The 26,054-nt window shown below is 56.7% G+C and carries 23 protein-coding genes; 15 read left to right on the top strand and 8 right to left on the bottom strand.

The window, feature by feature from the left end:
* Window positions 1-66: 66 nt before the first annotated feature.
* Window positions 67-444 carry a Fe-S cluster assembly scaffold SufA gene (gene sufA, locus B0E33_RS27000; protein WP_077292918.1) on the top strand — a complete coding sequence of 126 codons (378 nt, stop codon included), beginning with the start codon at window positions 67-69 and terminating at the stop codon, window positions 442-444.
* A gap of 32 nt (window positions 445-476) precedes the next feature.
* Window positions 477-1,139, top strand: a complete 663-nt coding sequence (gene tenA / locus B0E33_RS26995; RefSeq protein ID WP_077292917.1) for a thiaminase II — start codon at window positions 477-479, stop codon at window positions 1,137-1,139.
* Between the two features lie 75 nt (window positions 1,140-1,214).
* Here tenA and B0E33_RS26990 read toward each other — a convergent pair whose 3' ends face one another.
* The 4 genes from B0E33_RS26990 to parE form a co-directional block, all read right to left on the bottom strand.
* Window positions 1,215-2,276 carry a GGDEF domain-containing protein gene (locus tag B0E33_RS26990; RefSeq protein ID WP_022998740.1) on the bottom strand — a complete coding sequence of 354 codons (1,062 nt, stop codon included), beginning with the start codon at window positions 2,274-2,276 and terminating at the stop codon, window positions 1,215-1,217.
* 123 nt (window positions 2,277-2,399) lie between these two features.
* The gene (locus tag B0E33_RS26985) at window positions 2,400-3,848 is read right to left on the bottom strand and encodes a DEAD/DEAH box helicase (RefSeq protein WP_077292916.1); all 1,449 of its coding nucleotides are present in this window, start codon (window positions 3,846-3,848) and stop codon (window positions 2,400-2,402) included.
* A 299-nt stretch (window positions 3,849-4,147) separates the two neighbouring features.
* Window positions 4,148-4,876 (bottom strand): sulfotransferase family 2 domain-containing protein, encoded by a 729-nt coding sequence (locus B0E33_RS26980; protein WP_139314249.1) that lies wholly within the window; start codon window positions 4,874-4,876, stop codon window positions 4,148-4,150.
* 99 nt (window positions 4,877-4,975) lie between these two features.
* Window positions 4,976-7,021 (bottom strand): DNA topoisomerase IV subunit B, encoded by a 2,046-nt coding sequence (parE, locus tag B0E33_RS26975; RefSeq protein ID WP_077292915.1) that lies wholly within the window; start codon window positions 7,019-7,021, stop codon window positions 4,976-4,978.
* A gap of 588 nt (window positions 7,022-7,609) precedes the next feature.
* Here parE and B0E33_RS26970 point away from each other — a divergent pair.
* Window positions 7,610-8,467 (top strand): tetratricopeptide repeat protein, encoded by an 858-nt coding sequence (locus B0E33_RS26970; protein ID WP_173013998.1) that lies wholly within the window; start codon window positions 7,610-7,612, stop codon window positions 8,465-8,467.
* A 655-nt stretch (window positions 8,468-9,122) separates the two neighbouring features.
* Here the strand turns inward: B0E33_RS26970 and xth are convergent.
* Together xth and erpA are read right to left on the bottom strand one after the other, a co-directional pair.
* Window positions 9,123-9,905: an exodeoxyribonuclease III gene (xth, locus tag B0E33_RS26965; protein WP_077292914.1), complete on the bottom strand. Its 783-nt coding sequence runs from the start codon at window positions 9,903-9,905 to the stop codon at window positions 9,123-9,125.
* A gap of 67 nt (window positions 9,906-9,972) precedes the next feature.
* Window positions 9,973-10,314 (bottom strand): iron-sulfur cluster insertion protein ErpA, encoded by a 342-nt coding sequence (gene erpA, locus B0E33_RS26960; RefSeq protein ID WP_077292913.1) that lies wholly within the window; start codon window positions 10,312-10,314, stop codon window positions 9,973-9,975.
* A gap of 154 nt (window positions 10,315-10,468) precedes the next feature.
* On the opposite strand from erpA, the gene B0E33_RS26955 reads away from it, so the two are divergent.
* From B0E33_RS26955 to B0E33_RS26945, 3 genes are all read left to right on the top strand, one after another.
* Window positions 10,469-11,686: a deoxyguanosinetriphosphate triphosphohydrolase gene (locus tag B0E33_RS26955; protein ID WP_077293721.1), complete on the top strand. Its 1,218-nt coding sequence runs from the start codon at window positions 10,469-10,471 to the stop codon at window positions 11,684-11,686.
* Between the two features lie 97 nt (window positions 11,687-11,783).
* Complete coding sequence (argS, locus tag B0E33_RS26950; RefSeq protein WP_077292912.1) at window positions 11,784-13,553, top strand: arginine--tRNA ligase; 1,770 nt, start codon at window positions 11,784-11,786, stop codon at window positions 13,551-13,553.
* A gap of 208 nt (window positions 13,554-13,761) precedes the next feature.
* The gene (locus B0E33_RS26945; protein ID WP_167579603.1) at window positions 13,762-16,158 is read left to right on the top strand and encodes an SPOR domain-containing protein; all 2,397 of its coding nucleotides are present in this window, start codon (window positions 13,762-13,764) and stop codon (window positions 16,156-16,158) included.
* A gap of 56 nt (window positions 16,159-16,214) precedes the next feature.
* Here B0E33_RS26945 and B0E33_RS26940 read toward each other — a convergent pair whose 3' ends face one another.
* Window positions 16,215-17,132: a LysR family transcriptional regulator gene (locus tag B0E33_RS26940; protein ID WP_077292910.1), complete on the bottom strand. Its 918-nt coding sequence runs from the start codon at window positions 17,130-17,132 to the stop codon at window positions 16,215-16,217.
* A 132-nt stretch (window positions 17,133-17,264) separates the two neighbouring features.
* On the opposite strand from B0E33_RS26940, the gene B0E33_RS26935 reads away from it, so the two are divergent.
* Complete coding sequence (locus B0E33_RS26935) at window positions 17,265-18,188, top strand: DMT family transporter (protein ID WP_077292909.1); 924 nt, start codon at window positions 17,265-17,267, stop codon at window positions 18,186-18,188.
* Between the two features lie 18 nt (window positions 18,189-18,206).
* Here the strand turns inward: B0E33_RS26935 and B0E33_RS26930 are convergent, their stop codons facing one another.
* Window positions 18,207-19,220, bottom strand: coding sequence for an alpha/beta hydrolase (locus B0E33_RS26930; protein ID WP_077292908.1), 1,014 nt, complete (start codon window positions 19,218-19,220; stop codon window positions 18,207-18,209).
* 117 nt (window positions 19,221-19,337) lie between these two features.
* Between B0E33_RS26930 and nagZ the strand changes: the two genes are divergently transcribed.
* The 8 genes from nagZ to serS all read left to right on the top strand — a co-directional run bounded on the left by nagZ (window position 19,338) and on the right by serS (window position 26,014).
* Window positions 19,338-20,357: a beta-N-acetylhexosaminidase gene (nagZ, locus tag B0E33_RS26925; RefSeq protein WP_077292907.1), complete on the top strand. Its 1,020-nt coding sequence runs from the start codon at window positions 19,338-19,340 to the stop codon at window positions 20,355-20,357.
* A gap of 11 nt (window positions 20,358-20,368) precedes the next feature.
* Window positions 20,369-21,208 carry a segregation and condensation protein A gene (locus B0E33_RS26920; RefSeq protein ID WP_156912492.1) on the top strand — a complete coding sequence of 280 codons (840 nt, stop codon included), beginning with the start codon at window positions 20,369-20,371 and terminating at the stop codon, window positions 21,206-21,208.
* On the top strand, window positions 21,198-21,905 hold the full coding sequence (scpB, locus tag B0E33_RS26915; RefSeq protein WP_077292906.1) for an SMC-Scp complex subunit ScpB: 708 nt from the start codon (window positions 21,198-21,200) through the stop codon (window positions 21,903-21,905). The genes B0E33_RS26920 and scpB overlap by 11 nt, the downstream gene beginning before the upstream one ends.
* A complete protein-coding gene (locus B0E33_RS26910; protein ID WP_055654167.1) occupies window positions 21,905-23,044 on the top strand; it encodes an ABC transporter ATP-binding protein in 1,140 nt (379 codons plus the stop codon). The genes scpB and B0E33_RS26910 overlap by 1 nt, the downstream gene beginning before the upstream one ends.
* 126 nt (window positions 23,045-23,170) lie before the next feature.
* The gene (locus tag B0E33_RS26905; protein ID WP_022998722.1) at window positions 23,171-23,395 is read left to right on the top strand and encodes a twin-arginine translocase TatA/TatE family subunit; all 225 of its coding nucleotides are present in this window, start codon (window positions 23,171-23,173) and stop codon (window positions 23,393-23,395) included.
* Between the two features lie 41 nt (window positions 23,396-23,436).
* The gene (gene tatB / locus B0E33_RS26900) at window positions 23,437-23,865 is read left to right on the top strand and encodes a Sec-independent protein translocase protein TatB (RefSeq protein WP_022998721.1); all 429 of its coding nucleotides are present in this window, start codon (window positions 23,437-23,439) and stop codon (window positions 23,863-23,865) included.
* The gene (tatC, locus tag B0E33_RS26895) at window positions 23,862-24,662 is read left to right on the top strand and encodes a twin-arginine translocase subunit TatC (RefSeq protein ID WP_022998720.1); all 801 of its coding nucleotides are present in this window, start codon (window positions 23,862-23,864) and stop codon (window positions 24,660-24,662) included. Before tatB ends, tatC begins: the two co-directional genes overlap by 4 nt.
* A 71-nt stretch (window positions 24,663-24,733) precedes the next feature.
* Window positions 24,734-26,014: a serine--tRNA ligase gene (serS, locus tag B0E33_RS26890; protein WP_077292905.1), complete on the top strand. Its 1,281-nt coding sequence runs from the start codon at window positions 24,734-24,736 to the stop codon at window positions 26,012-26,014.
* The last annotated feature ends 40 nt before the right edge of the window (window positions 26,015-26,054 follow it).

The raw sequence follows: 26,054 nt of genomic DNA, 5'->3' as shown, positions 1-26,054 counted from the left end.
GCCTTTAATCGGATAAGCTGAAACCCCATATCAGGTTTAGCATTCGCTGCACTGAACGAGGATCATATGGCTTCCGCCGCTAAATTCCAGGTGATGACCCTGACTGACGCCGCCGCCGAGCGCGTGAAGGAACTTGTCGATAACTCCGACAAGAATGCGATTGGCTTGCGTGTCGGTATCAAGAAAGGCGGCTGTGCCGGTATGGAATACACCATGGAAATGGTGGATGCGGCACGGCCAGGTGATGATGCCGTTGAAGACAAGGGGGCGAAACTCTTTGTGGATCCTTCTGCTGTGCTCTTTCTGCTCGGCACGGAAATGGACTTCGAAGTGACCAAGTTCCGTTCAGGCTTCATCTTCAAGAACCCGAATGAAGTGTCCGCCTGTGGCTGTGGGGAATCCGTTTCGCTTCAGGCTGCGGACCTGAATGCCCTGGCACGCTGATCGCGCCTTTCTATCTATTCGATGAGATTTTCATGAGCCTTTTCGAGCGGCTGAAGGCCGACGCCGGCCCGCAATGGTCCGACTACACCCGTCATGCATTTGTTCAGCAGCTTGGCGCGGGAACGCTGCCGTTATCTTGTTTCAAGCACTACCTAGTTCAGGACTATCTGTTTCTCATCCAGTTCGCCCGCGCTTATGCGCTTGGCGTCTACAAAAGCCCGTCAGTCGCCGACATGCGTCAGTCACTGGACGGGGTAAAGGCGATCCTGGATGATGAACTCGATCTGCATGTCGAGATGTGCCGCAGTTGGGGCATGGAGCGTGACATGATCGAGCAGGCACCAGAAGACACGCCCACAATGGCTTACACGCGCTTTGTGCTCGATGCCGGTATGGCTGGTGATCTCCTGGACCTTCAGGCAGCTCTTGCACCTTGCGTGATTGGTTATGCGGAAATTGGAGCCAGGCTGGCCGAGGAAGGCTGCGACACCGATGGCAATCCCTACGCACGCTGGATCCGGGAATACGCCAGTGAAGGCTATCAGGAACTCGCAAAGGGCTTTATCGCCTGGCTAGACGGAACTGCAGGCCAGACGTTGACGGAGCATCGCTATCCGCGCGTCCTGTCCATATTTGAGAAGGCCTGCCGTCTGGAAAGTGATTTCTGGCAAATGGGGCTGAATGCAAAAGACTGAGACAGTTTTCTGCTCAGCCCCTGTTTTTTCAATGAATTTAGAAACTTGATACTTGATCAGGGACGATGCCTTGGATCAGGCAACGTCTTCCCGTTGATCCACCCCTGCTAGATCCTTTTCAGTCTTCACAAGGTTTCGACCGGCATCTTTTGCAAGGTAAAGCGCTTCGTCCGCGCGCGAAACGATGGAATGGACCGTATCAATGTTCTCGTAGGTTGCGATGCCGACAGAGATGGTCACACGGCCGAGATTTTCTCCCGTTGAACGTTTTACGAGTTCTTTGGACATCACCGCATTTCGGATGTTCTCACCAATTTCGGCGGCATCTTCGAGCCCGACATGTGGCAGAATGATCGCAAATTCCTCACCGCCATACCGGCAGGCGATGTCCTGTGCCTTGATGTTCTGTTTAACCGCAAGTGCGACAAGTCGCAGAACCTGGTCGCCAGTCTGGTGGCCATAGGTGTCGTTGAACTTCTTGAAGTGATCGATATCGGTCATCAGCAAGGAGAAGCCACGACCGCTCTCCTTTGATTGATCGATGACACGTTCAATCGAGTTCTCGAAGTGTTTGCGATTGTTGAGTGTTGTCAGCTCGTCCGTGAGGGATTCGTAGCGGATCGCTTCCAGTGACGACTGCAGGTTCTCAATGTGTTTCTTGGACTCAAGCAGCTGGCTCTCCAGCTTGCGGTTGGACGCAACTGCATTCTGGGTCGATTTCACCAGATGTGTGACGTAGTTCTGTAATTTCTCCGGATCGGAAACTGACCTGATCTTTTCGCCTGCCTGCTCGAGCGCGGTGCCATAATCGGACGTGGCGTCGGCACTCAGTTTTAGCGTGTCGACAAGTTCTTCAACTTCCCGGGAAACCTTGGAGCCAACTTCATCCAGACGATCACCGAGCCTCGTCGGCGACAGGAAACGACCGTAAAGGGTCAGCATCTCGTCAGTGCTGATCCTGCCGTTGGACTTTATGGATTCATTGACGGCCCTGTTCAGGCCTTGATTGTACCCAGCCGCGTAAGTGTACCAAAGCTCGTAGGAACGAGGATAGGCTGGCAGTACATTCTTCTTGATGTAACTGATTGCGGACTCTCCATACTGGATAGTCCGCTTATGGTCGTCTTCATCCGCCATCAAGTTTCTCTCACCCATGCCTTGCGAATCCGCCCCACACGGACACAAGAACTAGGTTTTAAACTCGGCTGGAAGGTTTAAGGAGCCGTTAAGCTTAAGGCAAAACCTGGAGAGAATTCGGCGTTACGAGGCCTTTTTAGGCCGCGGTTCACGCAGAAGAAACGCAGGAATGTGAACGCCAACACCGAAGGCAGGTTCCAGTTTATCGTTTCTGGAGCGCTTGCCAGTCTGCCGTTGCGGCAGGTTTGAGACCGGTGTCGGGTTCAGCATTTCCGGGAGTTCCTCCATCTGCTCTTCCACGACTTCGCGTGGCTTGCTCTGCGACCGGCGACGATTGGAAGGCTTGGGTTGTTCTGCAGCCTCGTTGTCGTTGCTCGACCGTGCGTTCCTGGAAGGCTTGCCGGCCTTGCGGCGTGCCTTGCGTTCCTGTGCGGCAGCTTCGAAGTCGATCGCATCGCCCAGCCAGTCGATGTCCTTCTTGATCAATGTCTGAATGGCATCGAGGTATTTCTGGTCTTCACCGGTTACGAGCGTGAAGGCTGTGCCCTTGCGTCCGGCGCGGCCCGTCCGGCCGATCCGGTGGACATAGTCTTCGGCATTGCTCGGAACATCGAAGTTGAAGACGTGGCTGACCTCGGGAATATCGAGGCCACGCGCGGCAACGTCACTCGCGACAAGGAGCTTGATCGTTCCCTTCCGGAAATTGTCCAGCATCATCATACGTGTACGCTGGTCCATGTCGCCATGGAGAGCGCCGACGTTGTATTCATGACGCTCCAGAGACCGGTAAAGCGTCGTCACGTCCCGTTTGCGGTTGCAGAAGACAATCGCATTCTTGAGGTCTTCGGCACCTTCCAGCAGTTCGCGCAGGGCTGCGCGCTTTTCGTAGTCCTTGGACTCGGCTGCCTTCAGAAACTGAGCGACGTTTTCAGCCGTCGACGAGGTCGGAGCGACTTCGATACGGGCCGGATTCTGCAGGAACGTTTCGGTCAGACGCTGAATTTCCGGTGGCATCGTCGCCGAGAAGAAAAGAGTCTGACGGGTGAACGGGATCAGTTTGCAGATCCGCTCGATATCCGGAATGAAGCCCATGTCGAGCATACGATCGGCTTCGTCGATGACAAGGATTTCAACGCCCTGCAACAACAGCTTACCGCGCTCGAAGTGATCAAGCAGACGGCCAGGCGTCGCAATCAGAACATCTGTGCCACGGTCGAGCTTCTTGTCCTGGTCGGAAAAGGAGACGCCGCCGATCAGCAGGGCGACATTGAGTTTATGGTTGGTGCCGTATTTGGCGAAATTCTCTTCAACCTGCGCAGCGAGTTCGCGCGTCGGTTCCAGGATGAGCGTGCGCGGCATCCGCGCACGAGCGCGGCCTTTTTCGAGCAACGTCAGCATGGGCAGTGTGAAACTTGCGGTCTTGCCGGTTCCGGTCTGGGCAATGCCAAGGATGTCGCGGCGCTCAAGCACCTGCGGAATGGCGCCCGACTGGATTGCCGTGGGTTCCTTATAACCTGCTGCTTCAACTGCAGCGAGGACCTTCTCGCTAAGACCGAGAGTATTAAATGCCATGGAGCGCTTTGCCCGAATGTTGTGATTGTTAATCGGCGGCGCCGTGGGAACCGCCGGTGCCAATGTGCGCACACCCTACATTCATGCGCTCAGGTGTCAATGCGCTTGAGAGGTAAAATCTCAAGAAAATCGAGTAATTCCGAGTACGATTTGCCATCTCAGTTAATAGTGCAACCAAGTTGGTTCATGAAATCGGCTGGAAAATCAGTATGCGTTGCCCAAAATGCAGGCGCAAACGAAGGTATGTGTTTCCGAAAGTATCGCTTCAGCCGGTATTCGATACGTAAAATTGCGCAGCGTCAGGCAGAAAGAGCCGCCGGTTTGTAGAACAGGTCGTAGTCTGACTTGTAGCGCCGCCGCAGCTGCTGAACCAGGCTGTCTTCGGTAAAGGACAACAGCGTGTCCCTGCCGACAAAATTGTCCACGTGATACGCGACAGGAGATTTCGTGCGGAACCTGAGAGAGCTTTCCGAAAGAAAAGTTGCGAATGACTGGTCGAAATCTTCAAGCTGCAAGATCAGATCGGCCGTCAACATACCTTTGTAGGTGAGGGCAGCTGTCTGGCTGCGAAACAGATTGTCTGCTTCCAGGTCCGAGATCGACGCAACGTGTGACACGAACTCCTGAGGTGTCATGTCCTGATTGAACTGGCGCTCTTCATAATAGGCAGGAAGCGGATCGGCACTCAGGATGACTTTCTCATAACAGTAGGCCAACCGATGCATCGGATCCTGGACCCAGGCTGCGACTTTCATTTCGGGATGCCGCCGCTTGAGTTCGCGTGCTGTAAGTAGCTCCACATTCCCATGGAAGAGCAGCCGTTCCGTGGCGGCGGTCCGAAGATCAAAACCGGAAAGGGCCTTGAGCTTGTCGGTACCGGCAAGGCAATGAAGAACCGGGCGCAGAAGTTGAAAAGCAGGTTCTGCGATACGGGCAAAGGCGATCTTGTGCTTGGGAAAAGCCAGGAAGACATGATTTCGCAAGGGGCGAAGCCGTCTGTCCAGTATCGAATACATCCGGTTTAACATGCTACGTTTCCGACCGGTCAAATAGGCAGCGCGGGCAAAAATATACGCCCGCCCAACCTCTTCAAAAAAAGATATAGATCAAAATACCTGCTGTTGCGGCTAAATATCAAGATCCTCAGCGAATTCAGCGTTGTCCTGAATGAACCGGAAGCGCGCTTCCGGCTTGTTGCCCATCAGCCGTTCAACTGTGTCGTTGGTGTCTGTTACAGCTTCTTCTTCGACAACGACCTTCAGCATGGTCCGCTTGGACGGATCCATCGTCGTTTCCTTCAGCTGAGCCGGCAACATTTCACCCAAACCCTTGAAACGGCCGATTTCCACCTTGGATTTACCCTTGAAGACGGTGTCCATCAATTCGTCTTTATGGGCATCGTCGCGTGCATAGAGGGTCTTCCCTCCCTGGCTGAGACGATAGAGTGGTGGCACGGCCAGGAAGAGATGGCCGCCACGGATTAGCTCCGGCATTTCGCGGTAAAAGAAAGTAATCAAAAGTGATGCAATGTGGGCGCCGTCGACGTCAGCATCCGTCATGATGACGATCTTCTCGTACCGCAGGTCACTTTCCCGGTATTGGGAGCGCGTGCCGCAGCCAAGGGCCTGGATGAGATCGGCGAGCTGCTGGTTGGCAACGAGTTTGTCGCGGCCGGCGTTTGCGACGTTCAGGATCTTGCCGCGCAACGGCAAGACGGCCTGGTTGGAACGGTTGCGCGCCTGTTTGGCCGAGCCACCTGCCGAGTCACCCTCCACGATGAAGAGTTCGGTGCCATCGGACTGGTTTGCCGAGCAGTCGGCAAGTTTGCCCGGGAGGCGCAGCTTGCGCACAGCTGTCTTGCGGGCGACGTCTTTTTCCTGGCGACGGCGCAAGCGCTCATCCGCGCGATCGATAACCCACTCCAGAAGCTTGTTTGCCTGGTTGGGGGAGGCTGTCAGCCAATGGTCAAATGCATCACGGACAGCCGTCTCCGCAATGCGCGTGGCTTCGTTGGTCGCCAGTTTGTCTTTGGTCTGGCCGACGAATTCAGGCTCACGGATGAAGACGGACAGCATTCCGCCGGCTGATGTCATCACATCATCGCCGGTGATGATGGATGCCTTCTTGTTGTTTGTCAGTTCGCCATATGCCTTGAGGCCGCGCAGCAGGGCATATCGAAAACCCGCTTCGTGAGTTCCGCCTTCCGGTGTCGGCACGGTGTTGCAGTAGGAACTGACAAAGCCGTCGCCGGCAAACCAGCTCACTGCCCATTCCACGGACCCGTGTTTGCCGGCGTTGTCGGTGCGGCCGAAGAACACGTCGTCGACGACACGGCGTTCCTTGGTCAGTCTCTCGTTGAGAAAGTCGCGAAGACCGCCGGGGAAGTGAAACACGGCCTCAGCCGGTGTCTCGTCCTTTTCAGACAGCAATTCAGGTGCGCAGTGCCAGCGGATCTCGACACCGCCAAAGAGATAGGCCTTGGACCGTGCCATCTTCAAAAGGCGCGCCGGGACAAATTTGGCGCCTTTGCCGAAGATTTGATCGTCTGGTTTGAAGCTGACCTGGGTCCCGCGTCTGTTCTGGGTATCGCCAACCAGCTCGAGAGGACCCTGGGCGTGACCGCGGCGGAAAATCTGGCGATAGAGCTTGCGGCTGCGTGCGACCTCTACAATCAGTTCCTCTGACAGCGCATTGACCACGGAAATGCCGACACCGTGCAGACCGCCAGAGGTCTCATAGACCTTGCTGTCGAACTTGCCGCCCGCATGCAGCGTCGTCATGATCACTTCGAGTGCGGACTTGTCCTTGAACTTCGGGTGAGGGTCGACAGGAATACCGCGGCCGTTGTCGGTGATCGTCAGATAGCCATCGCTGGAAAGCGACACGTCGATCCACGTCGCATGGCCGGCAACCGCCTCATCCATGGAGTTGTCGATCACTTCGGCAAAGAGGTGATGCAGCGCCTTTTCGTCAGTGCCGCCGATATACATGCCTGGCCGGCGCCGAACCGGCTCGAGCCCCTCGAGAACCTCGATGTCGGCCGCCGAATAATCGTCGCTGACCGCGACAGGCGCAACGGGACGCGGCTTTTGCGGAGCTGGGGCGGGCTCATCTCGTATCATTGGGGCAGAGACCGCCGCGTTGCCTGCAAACAGATCGTCTTTTGCGCTCATTCCGTATCGCCTGATGGGTCTTGGGTCATAGTTTCTACAAACTCAGCGCTGTTACCTACACCGAATCATGTCTCAGTTTGAAGGACAAAGATAGAACGGCAAAGGTAATTGGCCAAAAGCCCCCGTTTTCAACAGCCAGGGGCCCAAAAAACCGATCTGGAAACACATCATCAACCCGCCTGTGTTGAAATAAGGGTCTTGAATGGGAGAGGGGCGGTCACAATATGTGCCAATTCCGCAACAGTTACTGACAGAGTCATTTGCAGGGCCCCGGTTTGCCGCCGTTGCCCCTGTTCGGCCATGTTTGCCCGTCACCCGTTACGCTAATGTCTGGGACGACCAGATCGGGATCAACTCCTGAAGTGGTTCACAGTCCGGACAAAAGTGTCAGGAAATGGTCTTATTTCGGCGTCGTATGGCCCAACTTAAGACGAAATGATCGGCCAATTTAGGCCACTCCGAAACAGTGGGTCCCGCAGGCATATGCTTTTGGGACCAAAGAGACAGCAAATGCGCTTGGCGCGGACAAAAAACAAGAAAGTCCGTCGGGGATCTGTTTCGTTGCCGACGGATAATAGTGTGACTGGGATGCCTAAGAACAGCACAAAGCTTCAACGCATGGGAAGAGCCGGAACCGTGCTCGGTGCGTTGATCCTGATCGGCCTGACAGGGCCCGTGGCCGCCTTTGACGGTCAGCCGGCGCCTGCACGGGCGATCGGTCCGAACGATCTTTCCCCGTCTGAAGCACTGCGGGCCGGTGCCCGCCAATATTATTCCGGCGACAAGGCCGCTGCGCTTGGGTCGCTGCAGTATGCCGCCGAAAACGGTCAGCCCATGGCCGCCTGGAAGCTGGGCGAAATGTATGCCTCCGGCGACGGCGTCAAGGAAGACGACCTCAAGGCGTTCGAATATTACAGTCAGATCGTTCGTGAGCACGGGGAAGATCGCCCCGATGCACCGGATGCTCCCTTCGTCTCAAGCGCTTTCGTTGCGCTCGGTTCCTACTATCTGAACGGCATCGACGGCGCTGTGCCCAAGAATGAATCACGTGCCCGTCAGATCTTCACGCATGCCGCGTCCTATTTCGGCGATGCCGATGCCCAGTATGAACTTGGCCGCATGTACCAGGAAAACAACAGCCGCATGGCCGTTCGTTGGTACAATCTTGCCGCGCTCAAGGGGCACGTGGGTGCCCAGGCACGCCTTGGTGAAACGCTCTATGCACTCGGTACGTCGGACAAGAAAAAAGCTCGCGGCCTGATGTGGATGACCGTTGCCCGGGAACAGGCCAAGGGAACGGATGCCAGCTGGATCCATTCCATGCACGAGCAGTATTTCGCGGTTTCGCCCGAGCCTGTCAGGCAGATGGCCAGATCAATGGCTGACGGATGGTTGAAGCAAAATCGCCCGGACGTGCTCACCGCACAGCAGTTGCCCGCACAATAACCTCAAGCTCATAGAGACCGATCTGAACACCATGTGGGTGTGATCGTCCGTCTTCAATGGCTCTCGCACATGCCGTGCCAACTCTGCTCCGGTTCGAAGCAGGAGCGTGCCAGGGTTTCAGAAAATCTGCGTTATCTGGCGAGTGATCTTCAACCTGACGGATAAGTTGGTTTTGTGGGACGCTTGGTCGTGAATTTATCGATCGCAGGGCTTTGAATTTGGGTCAGTGGGCAAGGCGCGTTGCTGATCTGCCAGGACGTGTTGTTCAGCACCATTTCACATGTCGCCATTCGCAGCCCGGATGGGCTCTTCAGGCAGATAGATTCACCTACGCCGTATTTCTCGCCCTGGTATCGGCAGGTACAAGAGACGTCTTGCGCCCGAGCCGCGCTGCCTGACCCAAGAACCAGACCCAAAATCAGTCCGAAAAACAACCATGCGGTAACAGTAAAGACCGAACGACCGGCAATCGAAGTCGTTACCGGTGTGTCTGTTCCGCATGTCGCCGTCGCGGATGTTGGTCGGCTGAGCGTCATCCCATGATGGAAAAAAGCTTACCATGACGTCAGCCGACTGCAAGCCCGGTTTCCGGGCACGCACCGCGCTTCACGCCTGCATCAGCAATGGAGTTGGATTTCTGGAGGCAGTTTCAGTCTCAAGCAGCCAGCTTCACCCAGACTGGCACATGATCCGACGGCTTTTCCCAGCCGCGCACATGCTTGTCGATACCGCAGCCTGAGAACCGATCTGTGGCCTGCGGAGACATCAGAATATGATCGATCCGAATGCCATTGTTTTTTTGCCAGGCACCTGCCTGATAGTCCCAGAACGTGAAGGTTTCCGGCGCTTCGCTGCAGGACCGGACTGCTTCGGTCAAGCCGAGGTGGGTGAGGGCACGGAAGCGTTGCCGGCTCTCAGGCTGAAAAAGAGCGTCTTCCAGCCAGTTCTGCGGGTTCTTGGCATCCACGGGATCGGGGATCACATTGTAGTCTCCCAGCAACAGGAATGGCGTTTCCTCTGAAAGACGCATTTGAGCATGCGCAATCAAGCGGTCCATCCACTCGAGCTTGTACGGAAATTTTTCTGTTCCCAGCGGATTGCCGTTGGGAAGATAGAGACAGCCGATTCGAACCTGGCCGCTACCCGTCGACAGACTGCCTTCAATATAACGGGCCTGTTCGTCCGCATCGTTTCCGGGCAAGCCGCGCTGAATATCAGTCAGCGGCGTCTTGGACAGAAGCGCCACGCCGTTGAAACCCTTCTGGCCGTGCGTTTCGACCACGTAACCGAGGTCTTCAAACGGTTGACGGGGAAAGTTCTCGTCGACGGACTTGATTTCCTGAAGGCAGGCGACATCCGGAGACGCTTCCTTGAGCCACTCAAGGACAGTGTCGATACGTGCCTTGACGCCGTTTATGTTCCAGGTCGCAATTTTCATGAGCGCGGTTGCCTCAATTGTTCGAAACTGCCGGGGCAACCGGCGTCAATGCGGTATCGCAACAGTGTCAGATCGTGAAACTGGTTCCGCAGCCACATCCGGCGACCGCATTCGGGTTGTTGATCTGAAAAGACTGGCCAATCAGATCATCGACGAAATCGATTTCCGATCCGCTCATATATTGAAGGGAAATGGAATCGATCAGAACCGTTGCCCCCGGCTTTTCAATCACCAGGTCGTCGTCTTCGCGGCTGTCGACCACGTCATATTTGTACTGCAGTCCGGAACAGCCGCCACCTTCCACGCTGATACGCAGCATGCTGCCGCCCGGTTCCTTGGACAAAATCGATGCAATGCGCTTGGCAGCGCGGTCGCTGACTGTTACGCCAATTTCAAGTGTTTCGGTCATCTTTCACCGACTCGCTTAGTTCCGGCAATGTGCGGGAACGTTAAACCTGATTTGTTCAGATAAGTATGTTTTGCGACCGCCCGCGTCAATGTGTTGCCCGCGGCCCGAGCAACAGCAAACGCGGACCGGTTCTGTGAAGGATGGCTGGAAACTGATGAAAGCGGATATCGGATTTGGGGGACAATCCCGCGCAATCTACGCGGAAAACCCTCTGGAAAGCCGGGGAAGGCTCTTCCCCGAGCCTGACAGCCCGACGCGGACACCCTTCCAGCGGGATCGGGACAGGATTATTCATTCTTCCGCGTTTCGCAGGCTCAAGCACAAGACGCAGGTTTTCGTTTATCACGAAGGTGACCATTTTCGCACACGGTTGACCCACACCATCGAGGTATCGCAAATCGCGCGCTCGCTGGCACGCGCTTTGCGGCTTGATGAAGATCTGGCGGAATGCCTGGCCTTGTCACATGATCTCGGTCACACGCCGTTTGGGCATGAAGGCGAAGACGTCATGCATGAGTGCATGGCACCCTTCGGCGGGTTCGACCACAACGCGCAATCACTGAGGGTCGTGACCCATCTGGAGCAGCGGTATGCCGAATTCGACGGTCTGAATCTGGCGTGGGAAACTCTGGAAGGGTTGGTCAAGCACAACGGCCCCTTGATTGATGCCAGCGGTGCGCCGCTCGGAAAGTTCAAGGACAGCCAGTTGCCGTTTGCGATCCGCGACTATGCCAGGAAACAGGACCTCCTGTTGCACACCTGGCCTGGTGCAGAGGCACAGGCCGCTGCCATTGCCGATGATATTGCCTATGACGCGCATGATCTCGATGACGGATTGAGGGCAGGGCTGTTTGCGATCGAAGACATGCGCGATGTGCCGTTCCTGGCCGACATCCTTGCCGAGGTCGATGGCAAATATCCGGGTCTCGAAGAGAGCCGACGTATCCACGAGATCGTCAGGCGATCGATCACGCGCATGGTCGAGGATGTCATTCGCGAAGCGGTGCGTAATCTGAATGACGTTGCTCCGCAAAGCGTCCAGGAGATTCGCATGGCGGGGCGTTGTCTCGTCGGTTTCTCTGCGGACATGACCGCTGCGGAAAAGGAAGTGAAACGGTTCCTGTTCGCCCGTGTCTACCGGCATGAAGATGTTCTTGCAGTTCGAAAGCTGGTTGCCCGGGTTGTGCGGGACCTGTTCACAAGGTTCCTTGCGGAGCCGGACCTCATGCCGAAACCATGGAACAGTGGTCTTGGCAATCTGGGTGAAGCGGAAGTCGCGCGACTGGTTTGCGACTATATCGCCGGAATGACCGACCGATACGCCATCGAAGAGCACCGCAGACTGTTTGACGACACTCCTGATTTGGGGTAGGCGCAGAGGCGACTTTACAGCCCCGTGGCGCCGAAGGCTTTTCCTTCGCAGCGCGCGGGGGCTTTGTGTTTGAAAACCAAAACCAGACCGGTGTTCTATGAATATCTTCGCGGACTTCACGCTGCGCGTCAAAGACGCTCTCCAAGGCCTTGATCTAAAAGATTCAAATGGAGATGCCCCGGATCTTTCGCGAGTCGTCGTGGAAGCCCCGCGTGATCCGGCACATGGCGATCTTGCCACCAATGCTGCAATGGTGCTTGCAAAACCACTCGGCATGAAGCCGCGCGATCTTGCCGAGCAGCTTGTTGCCAAGCTCAACACTGACCCTGAAATTACCGAGACAACGATCGCCGGCCCTGGTTTCATCAACCTGCGTGTCGCCCAGGGGGTCTGGCACAAGGTTCTGGCCAGCGTATTGGATCAGGGTATCCGCTTCGGAGCTCAAGAACGTTCTCCTGCTCCGAAGGTCAACGTCGAATACGTCTCCGCCAACCCGACAGGTCCGATGCACGTCGGCCATATTCGTGGAGCGGTCGTGGGTGATGCTCTTGCGAACATTCTGGCATTCGCCGGCAATGACGTGGTCAAGGAATATTACATCAACGATGCTGGCTCGCAGATCGATACACTGGCTCGTAGCGCCTTCCTGCGTTACCGCGAGGCACTTGGCGAGGACATCGGCGACATTCCGGCTGGCCTTTATCCGGGAGACTACCTGAAGCCCGTCGGTGAAAAACTCAAAGCGGAGTTCGGTCCGTCGCTGGTAAGCAAGGAAGAAAGCGACTGGCTGCCGCTGGTAAAGGAACGCGCGATTGCCGCCATGCTCGAGTTGATCCGGCAGGACCTGGCAGCGCTCGGTGTGGAACACGAGGTGTTCTATTCCGAAAGAACCTTGCATGATCGCGGTTCGGGCAACGGTTCGAAGATCGATCACATGCTCGAAACTCTCCGGCACAAGGGGCTGATTTACGAAGGCACGCTTCCGCCACCCAAGGGTCAGGTTCCTGATGACTGGGAAGACCGCGAGCAAACTCTGTTTCGCGCAAGCGACTTTGGTGACGATACCGACCGGGCGCTCAAGAAGTCCGATGGTTCCTACACGTATTTCGCTGCCGACGTCGCCTATTTCCAGGACAAGTTCGAACGGGGTTTTTCCGAAACGATCTACGTGCTTGGTGCCGATCACGGCGGTTACGCCAAACGCCTTCAGGCAGTCGGGAAGGCGATTTCCGACGGCAAGACGGAAGTTATCGTCCGGTTCTGCCAGCTTGTGAAGCTGATGCGTGACGGCGAACCGGTCAAGATGTCCAAACGCTCCGGCGATTTCATCACACTGCGCGATGTCGTGGATGAAGTCGGGCCGGACCCGGTTCGCTTCATGATGCTGTTCCGCAAGAATGATGCACCGCTGGACTTCGACTTCAAAAAGGTTACGGAACAATCGAAAGACAATCCGGTCTTCTATGTTCAATACGGCCATGCGCGTTGCTGTTCGGTGTTGCGGCAGGCGGCCGATGAGCTCAAGGAAGCCGGGTATGCGGTTGATGATCTTGCCGGGGCCGATTTCACCTTGCTGGATGATATCGGCGAGCAGGAGCTTATCGCCAAGATGGCGGAATGGCCGAAAGTGGTCGAAGCAGCTGCAGAAACACATGAGCCGCACAGAATTGCGTTTTATCTACATGAACTCGCTAGTTCTTTGCATGGCCACTGGAATAAAGGCTACGAATTGCCTCATTTACGTTTTATTCAGGCCGGTAACTTGAAATTAACCCTAGCGCGTCTTGCTTTGGTTCGTGCAGTATCTTTGGTGCTCGCTTCAGGTCTAACGATTCTCGGCGTGAATGCTCCTGAAGAAATGCGCTAGTTTTAATGGCCGCTGGGAACGACTAAATGGCTCGCCAGCGACTTGAAGTGGACCGGTTTTCGTAAAGCTCATGTCACAAGACTACGAAACAAAGCGATCAGATTTGCGCGCCTCGCAAAACGAGGCGGGCGGCGAACGGCCGGCCGCGGAGGATCCGCTGGTTGAATTGGCCCGGATTGTCCACAAGAACAAGCAATCGGGGGCAAATGTGAGCAGCGGCCGCGTTGGTAGTACAGATTATTTTGCGGGGTTGGACGATGTGGCAGGCGATGCGCCTGCACAATCCACCCCGGCGCCGTCGCGCATCGAACCTTCGTTTTCAAATCTACGTCCGGTGTCGAATACGCCTGAGGCCACTGCTGGCGCGGACTTTGCCGAAGAACCTGAAGGAACATACAGCGCCTCCAGGAATGATTTCTACGCGGCGACACCGCCGTCCAGCTTCGAGCAGTCTTCCCAGCTGGAAGAGCCGGTTCAAACAGCCCCTGTGACACCTTCTTCACACGTTTCTTCGCTTTGGCCGAGCGAGCCGGAGCAGGCCGCAGAACCTGTACAACCAGTCGCTCCGCCGGTTGGCGTGTCACATGCTCCGGTGGATCATGTCGTGCAGTTTCGCACGCCGCAGGCTGCCGCAGTGCAGGCTGAGCCGGAGGGCGCAAACGACAAGTCCTATCTCGCACCTTCCGTTGCCATGGATCTCGAACAGAATCTTACGGCAGAACTGGAAGACGAGTTGATCGGCGCCTTGCGTCAGTCCGTTGACGAGACACATCCGGCAAGCGCGCCCGATATGGGATATGCAGACGAGGTGGAAGAGGCTGCTCCTCAAACTCCCTCAATTCCTGTGATGCCAACGGCATCTTCATATTCCCGCGACAAAACGGATTTTGCCGTTTCTGACAGCTTGACCCGCGCAACCCAGGTGCCGAGCACACCGTCCGTTTCTCGTTCCATTGGGACGACAACATCCGGCACCTCGACGCCAATTGATGCGCCGCGTCCCTCGGACGACTACCGGATTGGCGGCGTGCAACACGATGAACCGGTTGAGGCAGTTGCTGGAGATGAGGAGGTATTCGAAACCTCCAGCTACCAGCAGCCGGTAACCGGGCAACGTCCGCAGATTGATGAGAATGACTTCTTTGCTGCGCTGAACCCGGTTCAGTCCGAACCGGCTGCGCAAAAGGTGGAAGCCGCGCCGGAACAGGCAGGAGATCCTGCCGGCATTGACGCCCTTTTTGCCGATCTTGACTTCCCGGCTCCTACGTCTCGAAAGCCTGTTGGTGGCTCGATCGACCCATCGTCGCAGGACACTCCGTCAACAGAGCCGGATCTGGACGATATGGCTTGGCCGGCTGCAGCTGCAGCGGTTCCTCAATCGGAAGACGACGAAACGCCGCCACCGCCGGAAGGCTATGACCTTGATGCGGTTGCACGGGCAATGCAGGAGAGCGATCCAAGCCTTACCGGTGCTGGCGTCCTGCCGCCTCACTCGGCAGCCGAACGCAACGCAATACCGCATGCGGGCGAAAAATCCCGGAAAGGCTTGTTCGTTGCAGCTGGAGTGCTTGGCGTTGCTGTCCTGGGCGGCGCAAGCTTCTTTCTGTTCGATAGCGACGCCGTTCCTGTACCCAGTGGTCCGCCACCGGTCATCAGCGGTCTGCAGGAGCCGCTCAAGGTATATCCGGAGCAGAGCCAGGCTTCGGCAAACGATCAGGCCGGAAAGCTTATTTATGATCGGGTCGACGGCACTGGTGTAGCCGGACCAGACAGGCTTATCCCGACAGAATCTCCGCAACCCGCAGAGCTGCCGCCGGCACCTGCAGGCACCAATGGCGACGCCGATCTCGTTCCCGGAACTCCGAAACGGGTAAGAACTGTGGTCGTGCGACCGGACGGAACCATCATTCCTGAAGGTGAAGAACCTGCCGTAGCGACACCGGCACAGCCTCAGCCGGCGGTACCTGCGGAGCCTGATGCGGCTGCCGGCGAAAACGGTTCGCGGGTTGTTTCCACGTCGCCCGTCGTGACCGGTGCGGATGTCGCGCCTGCAGATCCGTCAGCCACTGCACCGGAACCGGCTCAACCCGATACACCCGCAATCGTAACCGGTGCTGACGTAGCACCGGAGCCAGCTGCAAGTGAACCTGCTGCACCGGTGCCGTCTGTTGTGCCTCGCAAGAAGCCGGATGCTCCTGTTCAGGTTGCCAGTGCTCCAGCCGTCGTCACGACGCCGGCGCAGGCCCAGCAGAGCGATAGTCCGCTTAACCTGACGCAACAGCCTGCTGCCCCGGCAACAACTGCGCCCGCAGCACCGGCGCCAGTTGCCAGCACCTCCGGCGGCAGCATCCCGTCTGGAACCTATATTGTTCAGGTAACGTCTCAACGTTCTGAAGCTGCTGCTAGCGACGCATACTCGGGACTGCAACGGCGGTTCCCGGCCGTATTGGGTAACCGGAACGCAGTGATCGTTGCAGCGACTGTTGAAGACAGGGGTGTGTTCTACAGGGCGCGGATCCCGACCGGGTCGCGCGATGAAGCAATAAGCTTGTGCGAAAGCCTCCAGGCAGCCGGTGGCGACTGCTTCGTTCGCAGACAGCCCTGACGACGGACTACACAATCGAAAAGCGTAAGTGAGACGGTCGGGTATTCCCGGCCGTTTTATTCTGCTGCTGCGACGGGCTCGTTCAACGAGCTGCCGCGCAACTGCGGTCCCATGTGACGGAAGACCTCGGCGATGGCATCCATGGCCTGACGCACGGCGGGTTCCCGGCGCAAGTCCCGGTGAACGATGATGTGTTCGACGTTCGTGAGTTCCGCAAGCGGCTCAGTCAATCTGACGAGCTCACGGTTACTGTCGCCCATGAAAACCGGCAAGAGACACAATCCGGCTCCCGATGCGGTCATGTTCATGAGAGTCGTCATGGTATTGGAACGCAGTTTCGGCATCTGAGCCAGCCGGGTTTCCAGCCAGCGCATCTGCGAGGGATACCAGAGGTCGTCTGGAGCAAAGCCAAGCCATGTACAGAGTTTGTAACGGTCCGGTGTTCTGGCAGCAGGGTGTTTTGCGACGTAATCGGCCGAACCGTAAACCGCGTAGGCCAATTCACCGATTTTCCGTGCAATCAACGTGTCGGTTTCCGGAAGGCAATTGCGGATCTGCAGCTCAATACTGCGTGACTGGTGATTGACATGCTGGTGGCTTGATATCAGTTCAAGCTCAACACCGTCGAGCAGGCCCGTCAGCAATTCAAACCGGTCAGTCAGAACCCGCGCACGAACTTCGTCCACGGCGACACGAACAACCTTCAGTGCCGATCCGGACAGATCGGGCAGGATCCGTGCGGCCGCCTCCGCCTTCTTGCGCATGTCATCTGCAAGTGGGATCAGCCGCAGCCCGGCATCCGTCGGTTTCAGTCCTGTCGGCGTGCGGTCGAACAGTCTTGCGCCTATCCGGTCTTCAAAGCTCTTCAGGCGGCGGCTCAGTTGCGGTTGGCTGATGTCCAGTGCCTTTGCCGCCCCGGAGAGAGAGCGCATGCGGGCAGCCGCATCAACCAGTTTCAGATCATCCCAGTTCATGGGCAGGTTATACCAATATACAAGGCGAGGAGCAACGTGATGCGTATACGCATACCCGTTATGGGGTTTTCACGACTGATTTGGCTGCCAGAGCAGTGATAAGACTCTCTTGAAATTACCTGGAACCGTTGGATGTCACAGAACTCCGTCTATCACCGCCCGGATAACACGTTGCTCGCCCTGTTGCTTGCACTTGCCGGCATGGCTGCTTTCACACCGATATTTGCCGCAGGCAAACTGTCTGGAGGTTTGTTGCCGGTTGCTGTGCTGGTTTGGCTTCGGTTCATTGGGGGAGCTGCAACGATCGTGAGTGTTGCGGCCGTCAAGCGTGTTCCGGTGTTCACACGTGTCAGCCCGCTCTGGAAACTGCACCTCATGCGAGCGTTTTGTGGTGTTGGTGGACTTGCCTGCTCCATCTACGCCGCCAGCGTTCTGCCCTTGGCGGACGCAACCGCAATAGGCCTCACAAAAGGTATCATCGCCATCGTGTTGGCTGGTCTTATTCTCAAGGAGGTGATCACCGGTCGTCATTGGGTCGCAGGTGTGTTGTGCGCTGCAGGTGCGTATCTCGTGGTCCGGTCTGCGGAAAGTGCTGCGGGTTATGACGAGCTTGCGTTGGCTGGCGTCATGTCAGCGCTCATGGGCGCCGTGTTCATGGCCTGTGAAGCCCTGATCATGCGCTATATTGCCCAGCGCGAGGACACCGTCACCATCCTGGCATATGTCAATGTCTTTGCCGCGGTGCTGTTGAGTGGGCCGGTCCTTTGGCTGATCGTCAAAGAGGGAGTTTCCTGGAGCGATCTGCTGATTTTTGCTTGGATGGGTCCACTGGCAATTGTCGGCCAGACCATGAATATTTCCGCCTACAGAAGAGCAGGGGCGGCAACACTTGCCCCCGTGTATTACGGCACAGTGGTGATGTCGGCTGTTTTCGGTTTTGCAGTCTGGGGAGAAATTCCCACTCGCGTTGCTGTCTTTGGGGCCGTTCTGATTGTGGCGGGAGGTGCTATTCTGACCCTGCCGAACCCTTTCAGAAAGTTCCGCCAGGCTTCCTGAGATGCCTGGCGCCAAAGGTCAATGACTGAGCTTTTCTGCCAGAAACGGCAGGCTCTCATCCAGCCGGTAGTCCACTGAGGAATGATTATCGCTGAATTCCTGATAGACGTGGTCAACACTGGCTTCGCTCAGTTTCCTGTGCAGGCGGCGCGCACCATAGACCAGGTTGTATTGATCGACTTCACCGCATTCGATCCAAAGTCCCTTCAAGGATTTCAGCGCATCAATGTGATCACCTACGATGTGCACAGGGTCCCACTTCAGCCAGGCATTCCAGCGTTCTTCAATGAGTTCGCATGTTTCCAGATCGACAGGCAGCCGGATGCCGCAAAAGACCTCCGGATCGGGATCCGGATCGTAGGTTGCAGCCATGGCAAAGGTCATCAGGTCATGAAGTGAGTTGCCCGGATATTTCGGACCCTTTTCAAAATCCCGGACGAAGGCTTCGATTGAACCCGCTTTTGCAATTGCCCTCAATGCGCTTGGCATTTCGGGCAGGTAACAAAGTTCAAACGCCATGTCACCGGAATGGCAGGCGGCGGCAGACCAGACGTCTGAGTGTTTCATCGCGTGAATGATGGCGCCGTAGCCGCCTGAGGATTTTCCGAAGATACCGCGCTTGCCGGAGCCGCCGCACTTGAAGCGATTTTCAACATCTTCCAGCATTTCGGTTGTCAGCCAGGTTGCCCAGGGCCCCATTGCGTCGCTGTCTATGTATTGGTTCCCGCCAAGACGCGTGAAACAGTCGGGAAAGGCGACTGCAACAGGTGGCATGGCACCGTCATGGATGAGCCTGTCGAGCCGCTCCGGTACGTTCTCTCCGAAATTCTTCCAGTTTGTGTGAGCCGGGCCGCCGGCGGTAAATCCGACGATATCCACCAAAAGCGGCAAGCCGCTGCCGTCATGACCATGCGGGGTATAGACGTGGATCTCGCGCGTTGCCGTGTCTCCCAGCCGGTTTCGTCCAAGGATTTCAGATCTATGGGAAAAACGGTGCAGGGTGCCGGCAGGAATGTCGAGACGCGCGCGCATGGGGGCTCCAATCAGATCTGGGACGAAGGTCGTCTAGATTGCAAGATAGTGACAAGGGTGCAAGAGGCAGCACTTGCATTTCTTGACGGCTCCCGGCGCTGCGGCTAAGCCGGATCAATGACCAAAGCCTTTGTATCCGGGTGTGCCGGACCGACCCTGACAAGTTCCGAAATCGACTTTTTCCAACAGGAAGACCCTTGGGGACTGATCCTGTTCGCGCGCAACATCGAAACGCCGGAACAGGTCAGGATACTCACGTCGGCTTTTCGGGAAGCTGTAGGCCGGAGCGATGCACCCGTTCTGGTGGATCAGGAAGGTGGCCGGGTGCAACGGTTGAAGCCACCTCATTGGCCAAAGTATCCGGCACCGAAGGCATACGGTGATCTGTACGACCGGGACGCTGCAGCAGGACAAAGAGTTGCCTGGCTTGCCGGGCGGCTGATTGCAGATGATCTCTACCAGGTCGGTATAACGGTCGATTGCCTGCCTTGTCTGGATGTCAGGTTCCCCGAAACTGTCGATGCTATCGGAGACAGGGCGATTTCACAGGATCCGGAAGTCGTTGCAATACTCGGCAAGGCGATGGCGGAAGGTGCTTTGGCGGGTGGCGTGTTGCCCGTGATCAAACATATTCCGGGCCACGGACGCGCACGTGTCGACAGTCATTTGGAGCTGCCGCGTGTCAATGCGGCCATTTCTTCTTTGGAAAGCGTGGATTTCCGGCCCTTCAAGGCCCTTTCTCACGTGTCATTGGGGATGACAGCCCATATTGTGTACGAAAGGATCGATCCGAATACGGCTGGAACGCAGAGCGCGAAAGTCATTCAGGAAATCATCAGGGGTGAAATCGGCTTCGACGGCTGTCTGATGAGCGACGACATTTCCATGAAGGCGCTCGGAGGCAGCTTTGAGGATCGGTCCGGCAAGATCATCGAGGCGGGATGCGACATCGTTTTGCACTGCAATGGTGATATGGATGAAATGATTGCAGTCGCGAAGGTGGTGCCCGAGCTTTCGGGTGAAGCCCGGCGGCGTTGCGAGACGGCCTTGAGCGGTTTCCAGGTTCCCGATCCGGAATTTGACAGGCTTGCGGCCTTTGATGAGTTTCACTCCTTGACCGGCTGGCAGGGCGTTTGACCGGAGCGGCAATGGCGGAAATGGAAAACAGCTCGAAGAGACAGCAGGATGGTTCCTATGATCTTCTCAGTTCTGTCAGCACTCCCGAGGAGCGTGCGAGTTCCGATCCGCAACTTGTTGTCGATGTGGAAGGTTTCGAAGGCCCGCTCGATCTCCTGTTAGGCCTGGCGCGAACGCAAAAGGTAGATCTTGCGCGTATTTCCATTCTCGAACTCGTCGAACAATATTTGGAATTCGTGGCCGAAGCCCGCAGGATGAGGCTGGAGCTGGCCGCGGATTATCTGGTCATGGCTGCATGGCTTGCCTTCCTGAAGTCCAAACTGTTGCTGCCTGAGCAGAAGAATGAGGACGAACCGACAGGTGAGGAACTTGCCGCGGCTCTCGCTTTCCGTTTGCGGCGTCTGGAGGCTATGCGGGAGGTTTCCGAAAAACTCCTGACCCGGAACAGACAGGGGCGGGACGTGTTCCATCGTGGTGAACCTGAAACCATGTCGGTGCAACACAAGAGTATCTGGGACGCTTCCATCTACGATCTGCTGTCTGCGTATGCCACGCAGCGCCAAAGGCAATCCGTAACCTCCGTCCGTGTGTTGCGCAGGACGGTATGGTCGCTGCAGGAAGCGCGCGAACTGCTCACCAAACTGGTTGGCCGTGTCGGTGAATGGGCCCCAATGAATGCCTATCTGCGCGATTATCTCTTCGACAACAAGGATTGGGCGACGATTGTCGCAAGCACCTTCAGCGCCAGTCTCGAGATGGTGCGCGAAGGTCAGGTCGAAATCCGGCAGGGCGAACCTTTTTCCCCGGTCTATATCCGTGCCGTCATGAAGGAGCCGGATCATGGCGTCTGATTTCGATCTTCTGCAGTTGGAAAACGACGAGGAAACCGCTCCATCAAAGCCTCTGGATCTGGCTGGCCTCCGCATGGTCGAAGCGTTGCTGTTCGCCTCGTCCGAACCGCTGTCGCTTGAAGAGCTGACACTACGTCTGCCTGAAGGCACGGATGTGCTGGCCCTTCTCGAGCAATTGCAGAACACCTATGCCTCGAGAGGCGTCAATCTGGTCAGGGTCGCGGGGAAATGGTGCTTCCGAACGGCTGAGGATCTCGCCTATCTGATGCACCGGAACGTCGAAGAGCAGCGCAAATTGTCGCGCGCAGCACTCGAGACGCTTGCGATCATCGCCTATCATCAGCCGGTCACGCGCGCCGAGATTGAAGAAATTCGAGGCGTTTCCACCTCCAAGGGAACGCTTGATGTTCTGCTTGAAACGACATGGATACGAATGCGAGGACGCCGCAGAACTCCCGGCCGTCCCGTCACTTACGGAACCACCGATCATTTCCTGATCCACTTCGGCCTGGAGAATGTCCGAGACTTGCCGGGACTTGAGGAGCTGAAGGGAGCTGGGCTTCTGGACAGCGCCGTGCCGGCCTCGTTCCTTGTGCCGACACCCAATGACGATATCGCATTGACGGAAGATGAGGATCCACTAGAAGACGGGTCTCTGTTTGACGATGATGACGCGGACGAGACCGCCGGATCCTGATGCCTGATCGCAAAAAGCCGACTTCAACCAATGGCAATGGCCATACGCTGAGCTGGGGTGCGCCCGGAACAGCCGGCGCAACCATCGCCGCAGGTCTGGTCTTTGAGAATGTGTCTCACGATTATGATGGCGTGACATCGGTTCAGGACCTGAGCCTGTCCATCGCACCGGGCGAGATCCTTTGTCTGCTTGGTCATTCCGGTTGCGGCAAGACCACATTGATGCGTATTGCCGCAGGTGTTGAGCGTCAGAGCAAGGGCAGGGTGCTGATCAACGGCCGGGAAATTGCCGGCGATGAACTGTTTCAGCCTCCCGAAAAACGCGGTGTCGGCCTGATGTTCCAGGATTACGCGCTTTTTCCGCATATGAGCATTCTGGCGAATGTAATGTTCGGCCTGACCAACATGCCAAGGCGGGAAGCCCAGACCGCCGCCCTGAGTGCTCTCGGCCGCGTCGGTCTGGCGGACTATGCAGCCGACTATCCTCACGCGCTTTCCGGTGGTGAACAGCAGCGTGTCGCGCTGGCCCGTGCACTGGTTCCCCGGCCCGGCATTCTCCTGATGGACGAACCATTCTCGGGGCTCGACAAACGTCTCCGTGACAATGTGCGCGATGAAACGCTCGCGGTTATTCGCGAAACGCGCGCCACCTGCATCATTGTGACCCACGATCCGGAAGAAGCCATGCGCATGGGCGACAAGATCGCGCTGATGCGCCAGGGCCGCCTGGTTCAGCACGGCACGGCTGCAGACCTCTACAAGGCGCCCGTCGACCTATTTGCCGCCAGGTTCTTTTCGGAACTGAACCAGTTGGAAGGTGTTGTGACCCCGGCAGGTGTCGAAACGCCGGTCGGCGTCTTGTCATCGGAGGGTTTGTCGCCGGGGCAGAAGGTTGATGTTTGCGTTCGGCCACAAGGCGTTGTTTTAAACAATGCCGGATTGTGCGGTGTTCCCGGCAGAATTCGTTCGAAACGATTCGTCGGCGAGGTCGATTTGTTGTCTATTGCAATAGACGGGCTCAATCATCCCCTTCAGGCAAGGGTTCGTGCGGGCAGTCCCTGGGAGCGTGGAATGGACGTCGCCGTCACGACTGATCCGAAAGACGTGCTTGTTTTTCCGCGTTCACCTTCCCAAGTCTAAGGGGAGGGCAACTTATCATTCCGTCTAAGTGATCGAAATCAAATAGACTGGCATGTTGCAGGGAGTGGGCCGTTTTTGTAAGAAGGGCCTAAGGGCTTTTAAAGCCGATTATCAGGAGTTTGGCGTATGGGCATTAGTATTTGGCAGATCTTGATCATCGCAGTGGTCGTTGTTCTGCTGTTCGGACGTGGCAAGATTTCCGATCTCATGGGTGATGTTGCAAAGGGAATCAAAAGCTTCAAGAAGGGCATGGCCGAAGACGACGTAGCCGACTCTCCGAAGACCATCGACCACAAGAGCAGCGAAACGGCATCGTCCGTGAACGCCGAAGATCAGACCAAAGCGAGCTGATCTCAATCTGCATCGCGTCTCCTTAAGGGACGATACATCTCATGTTCGATATCGGGTGGACCGAACTATTGGTGATCGCCTGTGTGGCGATCATCGTCGTGGGGCCAAAGGATTTGCCGCGCATGCTGCGCACACTTGGCCAGACGATTGGGAAGATGCGAAAGCTTTCGCGTGAGTTCCAGTCGACCTTCAACGACGCGCTGCGTGAGGCCGAACAACAGGCCGATATCGCTGACATGAAGAAGCAGGTCGAATCGGCCGCCAACTTCAATCCGTTGGGTGATTTGAAAAAATCCATCGAAGAAGACGCGACCAAGAAAGCCGACAAGCCAAAAGTGGCAGCCAGCGAACCGGCGTCGCCGCCGGCAGACAGCGCAAATGCGGACAAGGTTTCTCCTACGGAAACAGCCCAGGCTGAAACCGAGGCCAAGCCGAAAACCGCGCCGGTGACGGAAGATGTAAAGGCATGAGCCAGGACGAAATCGACGCCTCGAAGGCGCCACTGATCGAACATCTGATCGAACTGCGCCAACGACTTATGTGGTCGATCGGTGCGATCCTCGTGATGTTCGTTATCTGCTTCTATTTCGCCACGGATATCTACAACATCCTGACTGTGCCTTACCTGCGTGCTGCAGGAGAGGGCCACCCGGTGGAAATGATCTTCACCGCGCCGCAGGAATGGTTTTTCACCCAGTTGAAGCTCGCGCTTTTCGGCGCGCTCTTTCTGGCTTTTCCTGTCGTGGCCAGCCAGATCTACATGTTCGTGGCGCCCGGGCTCTACAAGCATGAGCGTGGCGCGTTCCTGCCGTTTCTGGTCGCAACGCCTGTTCTGTTCCTGATCGGTGCCTGTCTCGTCTATTTCCTGGTCATGCCCATGGCCATGGGCTTCTTCCTGTCTCAGGAACAGGCTGCGGCCACCGGTAAGGTTGCCATTCAGCATCTTGCCAAGGTGAGTGAATACCTGGGCCTGATCATGATCCTGATCTTCGCCTTCGGCCTGGTGTTCCAGTTGCCGGTGGTGCTGACCTTGCTCGGCAGGGCTGGCCTGGTGAGCTCCGATACGCTTCGCCAGAAACGCAAATATGCGATTGTTGGTGCCTTTGCTGCTGCTGCAATTTTGACACCACCCGACCCGATCTCGCAGATCGGTCTTGCGCTGCCTACGCTGCTTCTCTACGAAGTCTCCATTCTGTCCGTCAAACTGGTGGAACGCCAGCGTGCCGAAAGGGAGGCTCAACGCGAAGCCGAGGATGCGGCCGCTTGATGCTTTGAACGCTGCGCTTCCCGGATTGACAGACGGAATTGATTGAAACGACCGTCGTTCGGGAAGCGAAGATGTTTGATATTAGATGGATACGGGAAAACGCAGTCGCCTTTGACCGGGCTTTGGCTAAACGGGGTTATGAAGCTTCCGCAGCCAAGCTGATCGCACTGGACGATTCCCGTCGCTCCCATATCACCAAACTTCAGGAAGCCCAGGAACGGCGCAACGCCGCCTCCAAGGAAATCGGCAAGGCCAAGGGTTCGGGCGATGACGCGCGTGCGCAGGAGCTGATTGACGAAGTCGCACAGATCAAGGCTTTCATTCAGTCGGGTGAAGAAGAAGAGCGTAAGCTCATTGCCGATCTGGAAGCGGCCATGGCCGTCATCCCCAATCTGCCGCATGACGATGTTCCTGTGGGCGAGGATGAAGCCGGCAACGTGCTTCTGAAGACGCACGGTGAAAAACCGGTCTTCACGTTCAATGAAGCTCCGAAAGAACACTATGAGCTGGGCGAAGACCTCGGCGGCATGGACTTTGCCGCTGCGGCCAAGCTGTCTGGTTCGCGCTTCGTGATCCTCAAGGGGCAGATAGCCCGGCTGGAACGTGCTCTTGGCCAGTTCATGATTGACCTGCACACCCAGGAAAATGGCTACACCGAGGTTTCGCCGCCGCTTCTGGTTCATAGCGATCCGCTCTACGGGACCGGTCAGCTGCCGAAATTCGAGGAAGACCTCTTCAAGACCACTACGGATCACTATCTGATCCCGACGGCCGAAATACCGCTGACCAATCTGGTTGCCGGTGAGATTCTCCCAGAAGATCAACTGCCGCTTCGTGTGACTGCGCTTACCTATTGTTTCCGGTCCGAGGCCGGGTCTGCCGGGCGTGATACGCGTGGAATGCTGCGCCAGCATCAGTTCCAGAAATGCGAACTCGTTTCCGTTACCAAGCCGGAAGACTCGCTCAACGAACTGGAACGCATGTTGGGTTGCGCGGAGAAGGTACTGCAGAAACTCGGCCTGCATTACCGGGTGATGACCTTGTGCAGCGGCGACATGGGCTTTGGCGCACGCAAGACCTACGACATCGAGGTCTGGCTGCCCGGACAGGATACCTACCGCGAGATTTCGTCCTGTTCCGTTTGCGGCGACTTTCAGGCGCGCCGCATGAATGCAAGGTTCCGGCCCGCCGACTCCAAGCAACCGCTCCACGTGCACACCCTCAACGGATCGGGTATCGCAGTTGGCCGGGCTCTGATTGCCGTTTTGGAAAACTATCAAAATGGCGATGGCACGATCACCGTTCCCGACGTTCTGCGACCTTACATGGGTGGTCTGGAAAAGATCGGCTGATCGGGACCGGCGGGAACGGCGGCCTGATCGGCATTGCGTG

The sequence above is a fragment of the Roseibium algicola genome, assembly GCF_001999245.1.
In the GTDB taxonomy this organism is placed as follows: Bacteria; Pseudomonadota; Alphaproteobacteria; order Rhizobiales; family Stappiaceae; genus Roseibium; species Roseibium algicola.
Note: the sequence above shows the minus strand (reverse complement) of the source record. Positions and strands in the feature narration are given on the sequence as shown.